This window comes from Methylotenera sp., assembly GCF_029945705.1.
In the GTDB taxonomy this organism is placed as follows: domain Bacteria; phylum Pseudomonadota; class Gammaproteobacteria; order Burkholderiales; family Methylophilaceae; genus Methylotenera.
This window is the reverse complement of the sequence record NZ_JAQSDC010000058.1, coordinates 1-13,017: the sequence shown is the minus strand read 5'-3', so window position 1 is coordinate 13,017 and position 13,017 is coordinate 1. Positions and strand designations below refer to the sequence as shown.

Here is a 13,017-nt window from a genome sequence, read left to right as displayed (position 1 = left end):
AAGCCCTCTACACCCTCTTAATTAAGAGATTGTTATTTTTGTCAAAGCGTATATTTACATTCAAGCTTTAGTCATTATTGTCGATAAAAAACATAGCACTCGTGCAGAACATTTTAGCTTTATTTTAAAACTATTTGCTCGTTGATATGTTTTAAGCAAACCTAAATAGACATTTTCTAGAAATGTAAAAGTAATTGGAAAATTTAAACAAATTAGATCAGTTGCAGTCTTTACCAGATAGCGAAAGCCATCTGAGTAGATTCATGTCTAAAGAACTTGCACTCGCTTGGCATTTACTTGGCGCATTGCAAGGCGTTGCTATTCTCGCTGTGGATGAAAAATGTAATGTTAGCTATGCAAACCCCTATGCCAGAGATATTTTTAACTTAAATGTAAAACATGTGGCGGCAAGAACGGGCCAATTGCCTAAAGCCGTCCATAAACGCATCATTACAGAGTTAAAAAAATCCAGCACCAGCTTTGTATTGCAATACGCTGCAGGGAATGAGCTACGCACCTTGCAAGTATTCACCTCACATAACAAATACTTTGAAGATTTGGACTCTGGTTATGTGCTGCACATGCATGATGTTACTGAACGCATCAGTACAGAGTTACAGTTAAGACACACCGAGAAACTACTGCGTAATTTGATTGATGCCAGCCCTGATTTAATTTTTTTTAAAGATGAAAAAAACCGCTGGTTAGAAGCCAACACAAGCAGCATAGAGCTTTTTCAGCTCGATCAACTGGACTATCAACACAAAACGGATATGGAGCTTGCTGCTCAATCTAACCCAGCATTTAAAGAGGCTTTCCGCCATTCAAAAATATCTGACGATCAAGCTTGGAAATTAGGTCGCGCAATCCGAAATGAAGAAGTCATTGCATTGCCACACGGTGGCGCAAAAGTATTGGATGTGATTAAAGTACCCTTGTTTAACGATGATGGCAGCCGCCACGGCCTAGTCACGCTTGGACGTGATATTACTGAACGCAAAATGGCTGAAAGTCACTTGCGCGACCGCAGCGCCATTCTGGATGCGCTTATTTCATGCGATTGGCTATTACATTCCGCTGAATCTTGGCAAACCGTTGCAGTGACGGTTTTGCAACAACTGTGTCTTGCCTTACGCTTTACGCGTGCGACCATACTTAAAAATATAGAGACTAGTCACAAAGAAACTGCAAAGTCTGGGCATTCAAAAATACTTTACAGATGGGCTGTACCTGGCTTTAGTAGTGAAGACAAAGCACTTGAAACCATCAATTTTCATGATGTACGTCTAAGTCGCTGGAAAGATGCGCTTCAACTCGGCGACCCCGTTTTTGGTGATATTCGCGATTTGCCAAGTTCAGAGCGCCAAATACTTGAGCAGCATGACACGCAATCTATTGCTATCGTCCCGTTATTTTCAGACAAAGTGTGGTGGGGCAATATCATTATTGAACGTTGCCATGATTTGATTAAAACCACGCCACAAGAGCTTGGCTCTCTAATGGCGATAGGTAGATCTTTAGGTGTCGCAATACAAAGAGAGAGTGCAGGCAAACGACTACACCAAGCTAAAATTGCCTTTGATAGCGCCAGTGAAGGCATCATGATTACTGATGACAAAGTACGCATTGTTGCTATTAACAAAGGGTTTACTGAAATTACCGGCTACTCTGAAGATGATGTATTAGGAAAATCACCAAAAATTTTGCAATCTGGCAATCTAAATGAACGCTTTTATAAAGATATGTGGACCATCTTAAAAAAAGAAGAGCGATGGCATGGTGAGGTTTTTAATCAACGTAAGTCTGGCGAAAATTATTATGAGTGGTTAACCATTACTGCGGTAAAAGATAGTGCAGGTCAAGTTGTTAATTATGTTGGTGTTTTTTCAGACATGACTGATATTAAGCGCTCACAAAATAGATTGCATGAGCTAGTGAATCATGACCCCCTCACAGGCTTACCTAATCGCCGCCTGTTAAATGAGTTACTAGAACATTCCATTAAACGCGCGGAACGCGAGAATCATAAAATCGCTTTATTGTTTATTGACTTAGATAGATTTAAAGCGGTTAACGACACACTTGGTCACCAAGTAGGCGATAAATTATTGCTAGAAGCCTCTAGGCGCATTAGCCTGTCTATGCGCGAAAGCGACGTAGTAGCAAGGCTAGGTGGCGACGAGTTTGTAGTGATGATGGATATGATTAGCAGAACTAGCGACGCTGCACTCGTGGCTAAAAAAATCATTCATGCGCTACAAATTGAATTTAATATTGATGGACACGAAATTTACATTAGCGCGAGTATTGGTATCTCTGTATTCCCAAAAGATTGCGCGGATGTAGAGGGCTTAATTAAAGCCGCTGATATTGCTATGTATCAAGTGAAAAATAAAGGCAAAAACAATCACTGTTTCTACTCTGATGATCTGAGTAAGAATGCGGTTGAGCGTTTCACTTTGGAAGGTCAGCTACGCCACGCCTTAGTGCGTGAACAGTTTGAGGTTTATTATCAACCACAAGTTTCGCTGACCACTGGCAAGATTATAGGCGCTGAAGCACTGATACGCTGGAACCATCCTAAATTAGGCTTAGTATCGCCAGCAACGTTTATTCCAATGGCTGAAGATACTGGGTTAATTGTACAAATTGGCGAGTGGGTACTTCGTGAAGCTGCACGTCAAATGGTGCGCTGGCATAAAGCTGGCCATGCGATTCAATGGATTTCAGTCAACGTGTCTGGTGTGCAAATTATGCGTAGCAATTTCGCCGATACCGTTTACGGTATTTTGGTAGAAACCGATTGCCACCCAAACATGCTGGAACTGGAAATTACCGAAAGTACGGTGATGCAAAATACTGAGCATGTGATTGATACATTTAATCGTATCAAACAGTTAGGTCTTAAATTAGCGATTGACGATTTTGGCACAGGTTACTCATCGCTCTCTAATCTCAAACGATTACCACTCGATAAAATAAAAATAGACCAATCTTTTGTACGCGACCTACCAGATGATTTAGATGATGCTGCCATTGCCAATGCTATTTATGCAATGGCTGGCAGCTTAGGCTTTAGCGTCATTGCCGAAGGCGTAGAAACCCAAGCGCAGGCAGATTTTTTAAGCGCAATGGGTTGCAAAGAAGCACAGGGTTATCTTTATAGTAAACCAGTGACAGCCACAGAATTCTCAACACTACTAACCAAATAAAAACTAAAACATTGAGGTAAAGCAATGCATAACGATCATCATTTTATTAACGTTTCACAATTACAAGTGGGTATCTATGTGCACCTAGACTTAGGTTGGATGGACCACCCATTCACGCTAAGTAACTTTAAGGTGAAAGATGAAGAGCAAATTTCCATTATCAAAAAAACGGGCCTGACAAGATTGCGCTACGACCCAAAACGTAGCGATTGTCAGCCCTTACCTTTAAAAGTAGATGCGCCTAGTGCTGAGGCAATTGTTGATGAGGACGAAGATGAACCATTAGAAGAAGCTACAGCAATCAATGAGGACAACACGGCTCTGCGCCTGAAAGAGCTACACCAAGCTATTAATGTGTGTGAAAGAAAATTCATCAATACCAGCAATATTGCTCGACAAGTTACACGTAATATTTTAACGGACTCTAAAGCCTCCATTGAACAAGCGGCATTGATTGTCAATGATATGGTTGACACAGCACTCATGGAAGGTGATGTTGCCGTTCACGCACTCAATGGCAATCGCTCTAGTGATGCTAATTTTGTACATCCACTGAATGTGACTGTACTGGCGTTGCTTGTTGCAAAATCTATTAATATATCTAAAGAGGATGCGCGTATATTAGGCATGGCTGCTTTATTTCATGACATTGGCAAAGCTGAAATATCAGACAAAATTTTGCTTAAAAAAGATCCACTCACTAAGTCAGAACAATCTCACTTTGAACAGCATAGTGAAATAGGCGCACGCATGGCGCAAGAGGTTGGCCTGCCAGTGCGTATTGGCAAAATTATTATGCAACATCATGAATATGCTGATGGCTCTGGGTACCCAAAACATCTACGTAGCGAGCAAACCGACCCATTCGCAAGATTAATTGCGATAGTAAACGGTTATGATAACTTATGTAACCCAAGCAATGTTGCTCTTGCCAAAACACCTTATGAGGCGTTAGCGCACATGTACGCCAGCCAGCGTGCTAAATACGATGAGTCATTACTCAAACGCTTAATTAAATCATTGGGTATTTATCCACCTGGTAGCATCGTACAGCTTTCTACAGGTAGCTATGCCACGGTTATTTCTGTGAACCCAAACAAACCACTCAGGCCTTTTGTGATGTTGCATGATCCGCTAGTCTTCAGACACGAACCTCTGGTCATCGACTTACGCGAAGAGCCTAGCATCACCATCAACGCTTGTTTACGCCCCAGCCAACTACCTGCGGATGTGCTTGAGTCATTGAATCCACGCAAGCGAGTTAGCTACTTTATAGATGTAGACTTATCTATAAGTGAAGATTAAGCAATCCTGATAACATTGACATGACCAACTGAGCCGTCACCCACTCGGATTAAATTACTAAATCACATAAAAAAATGTCTCAATTTAATCCAAGAAAATTTTTGGCTGGTGGAATGTAACACAGCACCCAACGTTCAACCAACAGTAGCACAATTAAACTAATACCAAGAAACGGTAGCAATACGCCAAGTAAAATAATAGATGCTACCAGTAACGGTGCATAACTAGGTTCGGTTCTAGCTTGCGGGGCACCTAGTAAACCTGGTGATCGCCTGCGCCACCAGAGAATAATTGCGCTTACGGAGAGCAAAACCAAGCCTATCGCTGTGATCAAACCTAATAGCTGGTTAAACCAACCAAAAAGCTGTCCCTCATGGATGGCAACACCCGTGCCAATAATACGGTCGAGTAATGGTCTATCTGCAAAGTCTTTTCTTGATTTCACACTACCACTAACACCATCTAATATAAGGTCAGCACGCAAGGGTCGGTTCTGCGCCTTTGAGCTCGCAGTCCACTCTGGTGACTTTTTGGAGGGCGGTGAAATCAATACTGGCGGAGCTAAATTTAGGGATTTAACTGTTGTGACTAAGCGGTCTAATGGACGATAGTCTATTTGCGGCATCATCACTTGATGCATACCAACCTTATCTGCCATATGCTCATGTCTAATATGGTCTATATGCTCTGAATCAGCCTTAGAAACCATATTAATTTTTGAAAAAATCGTGTTTCTATGACTATTAATGTCTGCTGAACGCCCTGTTGTCCAATCCTGTTGAACTACATTACCAGTACCAATATGACGAATCTCTTTTAGCAGACCACCCCAAGACTTAGCCCACGGCAAACCAGATAGCAATAAAAATAATGTGAAAAATGAAATCCAAAAACCTGTGACTGCATGCAGATCTCGCCAGAGTAATCGATTATTTTTACCCACATTACCTTTACTCAGCCTTGGGTAAACAATACCTGCTATCCCCTTCATATGCCTAGGCCACCATAAATATAGCCCCGTTATTAGCATCACGATTGTCCAAGAAGCGGCTAACTCAACAAGATTAGACCCAATACTCCCTATAAGTAACTCGCCATGTAGGCGATGTACAACCTGCATAAGCTTATTATCTTCCTGTTCTATTTTGAGAATTTGCAGAGTTTTAGGGTGTACGTAAATACGAGTTAACTCTCCGCTTTCACTCACCAACACCTGCACGGCAGATTGTGGCGTGAGTGGTAACTCATAAGCATTCAATGTAGCGTTAGGAGCGGCAGCCAAGGCCGCATTCACTTGTGCAGAAGCAATTTGCGGTAGACCTGCGATGTTTAGCTGGTTGTATGGTTGATTTAGCGCAGCCTCAACCTGAGGCTTAAATAGATATACACCTCCAGTAATTGCCAGTACTAAAACAAAGGGGATACAAAATAAACCTGCATAAAAATGCCAACGCCAAATGGTATTATAAGCTGGCCATTGGCGCGTGGGTTGAGCTTGCCTCATTACGCACTCAGTTAATAATCAAACTTCAATTGCGCGTAACCAGTGCGCTGTGGGTAAGGGTGAAATACATAAGCTTTGTAATTATTCAAATTATCAATGCCTAGGCTTGCGGTCATTCGATCTGCGAACTTGTAGTTAACTTTCACATCCATTACAAAAAATTTGCTCGCTGCACCGTAAGTATCAGGATTACTGTCACTATTATCTAAAGCATTATATTGCCTGCCACTGTAACGTGCAGCCAAGCTATAGCTTAAATGACTACCTTGATGGTATGTTCCCACCGCTTTAAACATACTTCTGGGAATGCGAGTCGGCTTGTTGCCCACTGTACTAGGTGCATTATCGTTGCGTAACACTTCGGCATCAGTGAAGGTTGCGCTACCTAGCAAATCTAAACCAGACACCAGTACATCTTGCCATTGTGTTGCTAGCTCAAGACCACGCGTGCGAATGTGCTCGACGTTTTGCGTATAACTACAACCAGCTGTTCTGGTACAGGTGCCAGTATCGTAGGGAATCGCACTGCCCACGGCAAGAAATTGTGTAATAAGGGCATCAAATTTATTCTCGTTAAATAAGCTCGCGCGTACAAGGCCGTTATCAAAACGACGCTCTGCAGAAAGCTCACCTGCAATGACTTCTTCTGGTTTCAAGTTTGGATTGCTCTGAACAAAGTAGGAAACAGCGCCATTTTGTAAAGGTTGAAACAACTCACCGACTGTAGGAAAGCGGAATGCCTGCCCAAATGAAGCACGGAAACCCCATTCTGGCTGGGGCTCGAAGCTCAATGAAATTTTTGGTGAAAATTTATTCTCTGATACATCTTTATAATTGGCTGTGCTTAGTACACTGCCAATTGTAATTTTATTTTGCCCATCATTGGCCTCCCAATGCTCGACACGACCTCCGAAAGTCAACGCCCATTGTGGATTAATCTGCCATTTATCTTGTGCATAAAGAGCTTGAGTACGAGTATCGCCACGCGCTGCAGAATACAGGCTTCCTTTAACACCCGTTGACCAGTCTGCAGTATTATTGGTTTCACTGCGTAACTCGTATTGATCCACATGGTAACCAATATCAACCGTATGCTGACCTGAATAGTTCACTTGTGGACGTAAAGTGGCACGCGCATCAAGCACCGTCCAACCTGTACCAGCTTGATCTGTCACGCGGCCAACACGATTAAGATAAGGATTACCCTCCGTGGTCGTTCCATTTGCAGGTGCGTTTGAAGAACTATTTTTATCTTGATGAAAGTCATAATCTGATAAAGTCAGCTGCCAATCAAAAAAGCCTTTATTGCTTGACTTTACATCAAGTGCCTGCATGATGTGCAAGGAGTTGGCCTCCGCAGGGCTCATGCCTGATATATCATAGCGCAGACCGTTAAAGTTAACCCTGCCGTTATACACCGCATTTCCAGCGGCGTCTTTAACATAGCTTTTCACCTCTGTCTGACTATCCAAATTCCATACACCCAAGGTGTAAGCTGCCTTAATGGTAGGCGTAATGTCATAAGCCACTTTGAATTTAATGTTGGTTTGCTCAGAGTCATCAATACTATTCGCACCAAAAATAACTCTGTCTTTGCTCACTTCATTTTTGTCTTGATATGCACCTGTCACTATTGGGCTTGCTCCAGCAGCTGTTGTAGAAAGATTGGCTGTTGAAAACCCCATAGGATGACTTCGATTTTCCAGCCTATCCACACCAAACCAAAAAGATAAGTCATTCACTTTATTGCCAAACGATGCTGTTAAATGATTGCCATTAAAGCTCTCATTCGTACCATAAAGCTCATAATTCTGCGTAAAGGCCTGTGCGCTAGCGTGCGCCTCAAATTTATCTGGCATGCGTGTAACTAAGGTAATCACACCGCCAAACGAGTTACCCGCATACAATGCAGAAAACGGCCCATACATCATACTAATGCTTTCAATTTCCTCTGGTGTCACCAGACCCCAGCGCGGTGAACCAAAATTTCCTTGTAAAAAATTAGACAACAGTACGCCATCCGCATAAAGCATGTTTTGCGCGCTAGCCAGTGAACCAACAGTACGGGTAGCAATGTTACCGTTGCGATCTCCAATAAAACGCTCACGTACTTGCATGCTAGGCATATATTTCAGCGTTTGTGAGGATGTTGCCGCATTGAGATTTTCTTCGATTTGTTTTTTATCGAAAGTTTCAACCGTGGCTGGATGTTTAAGAATTCGACTATCAATCATAGGTGCACGCACCTTCACTGCATCTAGCTCCATTATAGTTTCAGCTTCTACCTGCGGTTGTTCAGAGTTATTTTCAACTCCAGCCTCTTCAGCCATCAATAAGCCACCGTTACACGCCAAAACTACTGCTAATGTCAATTTCTTAAACATAGTCTTTCCCCTAATTTTTTTATAGCCGAATTGTATTAGAGAAATTCTTACAGCGGAATGTGGCATATTGCCGCGCGACAATTTGTCGCAGGTGAATTATCAACAGGCTTAAGGTATTATTTTCATTACCGTTTTATAATGAAACCCACTTTGGTTAAACCTCCTTAAACGCATGCATACAGCAAAACAATCCATCAGCAACGCAACACGCCTCAATATGCAACGTTTAATGATGGTACGTGGCGTGGTGATGGCTTGCCTAAGCTTAGTGATATTAGCTTTATATCAAGCGTCCATCCCCATGCCTTATGCGCCACTTATCTCTGCGATAGCTTCATTAGGGCTGTTTAGCTTAATTGCATGGTGGCGCTTAAGAACCAGCACACAAACCTCACAACGTGAATTAGTCATGCAGTTATTAGGCGATATTGCAGCACTCTCGTGGCTGTTTTATTTTAGTGGTGGCTATAGCAACCCTTTTATTTGGATGTATTTGCTGCCGATAACGGTTGCCGCAGTTGCTTTAAGGACAACATACGCATGGCTGATTGCAGGCTTGAGCATTGCTTGCTATACCTTGCTGATGTTTTATCATGTACCGCTTTCACATCTGCACATGCATACACATGGCGATGCAAAACTGGATATTCACTTGGTCGGCATGTGGATAGGTTTCGTTGTAAGCTCGGTGATTGTGGCTATATTCATTGCGCGTATTGGGCAAAACTTACGTGACTATGATAAAAAAATTGCAGAAGTCCGCGAGAAAGCACTAGAAAGCGAACGCATGTTAGCCCTTGGCACACTTGCAACCAGCGCCGCACACGAACTAGGCACCCCACTAGCCACCATGGCGGTGGTCAGCAAAGAACTCACGCAAGAATATGCCAACCAGCCTGAGCTATTAGCGCAACTCAACATATTGCAAAAACAGGTATCGCGCTGCAAAGAAATCTTATCAAGCATCACGCGTAATGCAGGGCAAACACGTGCCGATGCAGGGCAAGGTTTACCATTGCGAGAATTCTTACAAGATGCTATTCAACGCTGGCGCGATACCCGCCCTGCGACAGAATTGGTTGTGAGCATGCCAAATAATCCAATTGACCCCATAATTGCGATGGATAGAACGTTGACGCAAGCTATTCAAAACATGCTGGATAACGCCGCGGATGAATCCCCCGAACGCGTGCTATTTAACGCTGAATGGAACGAAAAAACACTGAGCATTCAAATTAGAGATTTTGGCAAAGGCTTGAGTACTGAAACTAAAAAGCAGCTAGGTACGCCATTTTTCACCTCTAAAAATGAACTAGGTATGGGACTGGGGGTGTACCTTACACAAACCACACTAGCGCGTTACGATGGTGAGTTAAACCTAAACAATCATGTCGAAGGTGGTGTATTGACGATGCTTAATTTACCACTTAAAAAATTACGCCTAGAAAAACCTTAGAAAAAAACTACGAGCCACTCAATGACCTCTTTAAAGACAAAAAATACCGCTAAAAATGATACGGTTGAGAATGATATGGCTGAAAATAATATGACTGAGAAAGCCACCTTACTGCTGGTCGATGACGACCAAGATTTTTTAAATGCGCTGCAACCCGCCATGTGCAAACGTGGCTTTTTAGTCAGCTTAGCCAATAGTGCAGAAAGCGCTTTTGAGTTGGCTAAGAATGACCCTCCAGAATTTGCTGTCGTTGATTTAAAAATGTCAGGCAACTCAGGTTTAGTATTAGTACGACAACTCGCTAGCCTGAATGCTGGCACACGCATTGTTGTGCTTACAGGTTTTGCCAGCGTCACCACGGCGGTAGAGGCCATCAAACTGGGCGCGACGCATTATCTGGCTAAACCAGTCGATGCTGATGAAATTGTCGCCGCTTTTGAGAAACAAACAGGCGATGATGAGGTAGAATTAGCCTCTAACCCATTGCCAATAGAACGTTTAGAGTGGGAGCATATACAGCGTGTTTTAGCCGAGCATGATGGCAATATATCAGCCACCGCACGCAGTTTGAATATGCACAGACGCACTTTGCAAAGAAAGCTAAATAAGCATCCCAGCAGTTATACTAAATAACACACTCAGCTAGAAATCTTAAGTAAAAATCAAAAAAGAATTTAAGGAAAATGTATGGCGGCAGGCAGCTTACTCGCACTTTTAGATGACATCGCAACCATCTTGGATGATGTTTCAGTCATGACACAAATGGCCGCAAAAAAAACGGCTGGCGTATTAGGTGATGATCTTGCACTGAACGCTCAACAAGTGAATGGCGTTGCAGCTGAGCGTGAACTACCAGTCGTGTGGGCTGTGGCAAAAGGCTCACTCATCAATAAACTTATATTAGTACCCACTGCGCTCGCTATTAGCTATTTTGCACCGTGGGCAATTACGCCCTTACTCATGCTTGGTGGCGCATATTTATGCTTTGAAGGGTTTGAAAAGTTAGCCCATAAATTTCTACACGGCTCAGAAGCTGAAGATGCGCATGATGTCGCACTAGAGCAAGCAGTCGCCGACTCTAAAGCTGACCTTGTTGCGCTAGAAAAAGACAAAATCAAAGGTGCCATTCGTACCGACTTCGTATTGTCCGCAGAAATCATCGTCATCGCATTAGGCACAGTAGCAACAGCCGACTTTACTAAGCAAGTCATTGTGGTTTCAGCCATCGCAATTATCATGACATTTGGCGTGTATGGCTTAGTGGCGGGCATAGTGAAACTCGATGACCTTGGCTTACATTTAATGCTTAAAAAAGGCAGTAGTTTTTATAAACAACTTTTGCGTAAAGTAGGCGCAAAGCTACTAGCCGCAGCCCCTTATTTAATGCGCATTCTAACGGTATTAGGCACAGCGGCGATGTTTGTTGTCGGGGGTAGTATTATTGGCCACGGCATTCCAGCTTTACATCACTTTAGTGAACATTATGCTGAAAGCTTGCGCGCATTGCCTTTTATTGGCAGTTTCTCAGCAATAGTTTTACCCATGCTGATAGATGCAATAGTCGGTTTAACGGTGGGTGCAATTTGCGTAGCGCTCTTTGAAATGGTCAATAAAATCTTACCAAAAAAACACTAAGAGAAACTTACTTATTTAGCATTGCCAACATTTAGCGCTTGCAACTTTAACTCTAGCACTCTGATACGCTCTAGAAAAACGAGCGTTAAAGCAAAAGCATTTGGCTCTAACTCAAAATCCTGCTTGAGACGTGACAATGTTCGTATAGAGATAACGCAATGCCCACTGAAATTTAGGCTCGCCTCGTCAGGATTTGTTGGCATAAGTGCCCCACTATCCACCAATTGTTGCAGCTCTACTTCAGAGAGTCCAGACAGCTCTGCAAGCTCATCTAACGTCACTTCATGATGATGGTCTAACCATACTAACTCGGTGAAATCAATACTCATGGCATTACTCCTCATCAAAATGCGCGCGCGGATTAAATGTTGAAATTGCCGCTAACTCTCTAAATAACTCGCGTTCTTTATCGCTAGGCTTTGCTGGTACTACAATTTGTGCAATTGCATAAAGATCCCCATTCCCTTGGCCTTTCCTAGGCAAACCACGCTTGCCGATGCGCAACTTTTGTCCACTTGCAATACCCTCTGGCACCTTAAGATTCACTGCGCCGTCTAGAGTCGGTATTTTAACTGTGGCGCCTAAAGCAGCTTCTGATACGGTGAGCGGTAAATCAATAAACAGGTCATGATCAATCACACGGAATAGTCGGTGTGGCGTGAAACTAATATTTAAATACAAGTTACCGTCAGGCCCTCCATTTGCGCCTTTTCCACCCTTTCCTCGTAATAGCATTTTTTGACCATCAGTCACACCTTGTGGAATACGTGCTTTAAAGGTATGTGGCATACGCTTTAGTTGACCTTGTGCATCATATTCTGGCACGGTGAAATTTAAATCTACTGTGGTGCCATTAAAAGCATCTTCAAGTGAAATTTGAGTTGCCAACTCATAATCTTGCCCAGAAATTGGCATACTGCGGCCTTGATGTGCGCCGCCCGACCGGCCTTTAGAAAAACTGGCGAACAAATCCGATAAATCTACATCATCAAAAGAATAGCCTTGCTGCCCACCTTGGTTTGCGCCCCAATTTGGTGGTGGTCTAAACTCTTCGCCTGCTGGATGGCGCCCGAGCTCATCATAAGCCGCGCGCTTTTCAACATCTTTAAGTGTGGCATAAGCCTCACCTATTTCTTTAAATTTTTCTTCGCCTGCTGGGTCTTTTGAGACATCTGGATGATATTGATGCGCTAGCTTACGGTAAGCCTTTTTGATTTCGTCTTGAGTTGCAGTGCGTGCAACGCCTAACGCTTCATAATAATCTTTAAATTTCATGATGATGTAAGTTGATTAGACTAGTTACGGGTACAGCATGAATAATGAATTCACTTTTTCTAGACCATTGCGCCATATTAATCACGACAACCTTTGTACATAGCTATAAGAAAATACACATCTAACGCAGCTTGACTTGCTACTGGTATAAGTTAGCCTAATCAAGACATGATACTACTAATTAGATGGGTATGACCCCTGTTGAATAAAGTGGACACTACCACTTCAGACAAGCTCTTCCTGTTT

The 13,017-nt window shown here is 42.9% G+C and carries 9 protein-coding genes; 5 read left to right on the top strand and 4 right to left on the bottom strand.

The window, feature by feature from the left end; genetic code table 11:
- Positions 1-263 precede the first annotated feature (263 nt).
- Positions 264-3,212: an EAL domain-containing protein gene (locus tag PSU78_RS13090; RefSeq protein WP_300388717.1), complete on the top strand. Its 2,949-nt coding sequence runs from the start codon at positions 264-266 to the stop codon at positions 3,210-3,212.
- Between the two features lie 24 nt (positions 3,213-3,236).
- Positions 3,237-4,517: an HD domain-containing phosphohydrolase gene (locus tag PSU78_RS13085; protein WP_300388715.1), complete on the top strand. Its 1,281-nt coding sequence runs from the start codon at positions 3,237-3,239 to the stop codon at positions 4,515-4,517.
- A gap of 79 nt (positions 4,518-4,596) precedes the next feature.
- Here PSU78_RS13085 and PSU78_RS13080 read toward each other — a convergent pair whose 3' ends face one another.
- Positions 4,597-6,021 (bottom strand): PepSY domain-containing protein, encoded by a 1,425-nt coding sequence (locus tag PSU78_RS13080; RefSeq protein ID WP_300388713.1) that lies wholly within the window; start codon positions 6,019-6,021, stop codon positions 4,597-4,599.
- Positions 6,022-6,032: 11 nt separating this feature from the next.
- Positions 6,033-8,405, bottom strand: a complete 2,373-nt coding sequence (locus tag PSU78_RS13075) for a TonB-dependent receptor (RefSeq protein ID WP_300388711.1) — start codon at positions 8,403-8,405, stop codon at positions 6,033-6,035.
- A 172-nt stretch (positions 8,406-8,577) separates the two neighbouring features.
- Here PSU78_RS13075 and PSU78_RS13070 point away from each other — a divergent pair, with 172 nt between their 5' ends.
- From PSU78_RS13070 to PSU78_RS13060, 3 genes are all read left to right on the top strand, one after another.
- Positions 8,578-9,861: an ATP-binding protein gene (locus PSU78_RS13070; RefSeq protein WP_300388709.1), complete on the top strand. Its 1,284-nt coding sequence runs from the start codon at positions 8,578-8,580 to the stop codon at positions 9,859-9,861.
- Positions 9,862-9,936: 75 nt separating this feature from the next.
- Positions 9,937-10,494, top strand: a complete 558-nt coding sequence (locus PSU78_RS13065; RefSeq protein WP_300388819.1) for a response regulator transcription factor — start codon at positions 9,937-9,939, stop codon at positions 10,492-10,494.
- A 54-nt stretch (positions 10,495-10,548) separates the two neighbouring features.
- Complete coding sequence (locus PSU78_RS13060; protein WP_300388707.1) at positions 10,549-11,496, top strand: DUF808 domain-containing protein; 948 nt, start codon at positions 10,549-10,551, stop codon at positions 11,494-11,496.
- Between the two features lie 11 nt (positions 11,497-11,507).
- Here the strand turns inward: PSU78_RS13060 and PSU78_RS13055 are convergent, their stop codons facing one another.
- On the bottom strand, positions 11,508-11,825 hold the full coding sequence (locus PSU78_RS13055; RefSeq protein WP_300388705.1) for a chaperone modulator CbpM: 318 nt from the start codon (positions 11,823-11,825) through the stop codon (positions 11,508-11,510).
- Between the two features lie 4 nt (positions 11,826-11,829).
- Positions 11,830-12,771 (bottom strand): DnaJ C-terminal domain-containing protein, encoded by a 942-nt coding sequence (locus tag PSU78_RS13050; protein ID WP_300388703.1) that lies wholly within the window; start codon positions 12,769-12,771, stop codon positions 11,830-11,832.
- Between the last annotated feature and the right edge of the window lie 246 nt (positions 12,772-13,017).

What these genes read in the sequence shown, in the direction of transcription:
- PSU78_RS13055 (WP_300388705.1), bottom strand. Translation starts at nt 11,825, where the DNA reads ATGAGTATTGATTTCACCGAGTTAGTATGGTTAGACCATCATCATGAA.
- PSU78_RS13090 (WP_300388717.1), top strand. Translation starts at nt 264, where the DNA reads ATGTCTAAAGAACTTGCACTCGCTTGGCATTTACTTGGCGCATTGCAA.
- PSU78_RS13065 (WP_300388819.1), top strand. Translation starts at nt 9,937, where the DNA reads ATGGCTGAAAATAATATGACTGAGAAAGCCACCTTACTGCTGGTCGAT.
- PSU78_RS13075 (WP_300388711.1), bottom strand. Translation starts at nt 8,405, where the DNA reads ATGTTTAAGAAATTGACATTAGCAGTAGTTTTGGCGTGTAACGGTGGC.
- PSU78_RS13080 (WP_300388713.1), bottom strand. Translation starts at nt 6,021, where the DNA reads ATGAGGCAAGCTCAACCCACGCGCCAATGGCCAGCTTATAATACCATT.
- PSU78_RS13085 (WP_300388715.1), top strand. Translation starts at nt 3,237, where the DNA reads ATGCATAACGATCATCATTTTATTAACGTTTCACAATTACAAGTGGGT.
- PSU78_RS13060 (WP_300388707.1), top strand. Translation starts at nt 10,549, where the DNA reads ATGGCGGCAGGCAGCTTACTCGCACTTTTAGATGACATCGCAACCATC.
- PSU78_RS13050 (WP_300388703.1), bottom strand. Translation starts at nt 12,771, where the DNA reads ATGAAATTTAAAGATTATTATGAAGCGTTAGGCGTTGCACGCACTGCA.
- PSU78_RS13070 (WP_300388709.1), top strand. Translation starts at nt 8,578, where the DNA reads ATGCATACAGCAAAACAATCCATCAGCAACGCAACACGCCTCAATATG.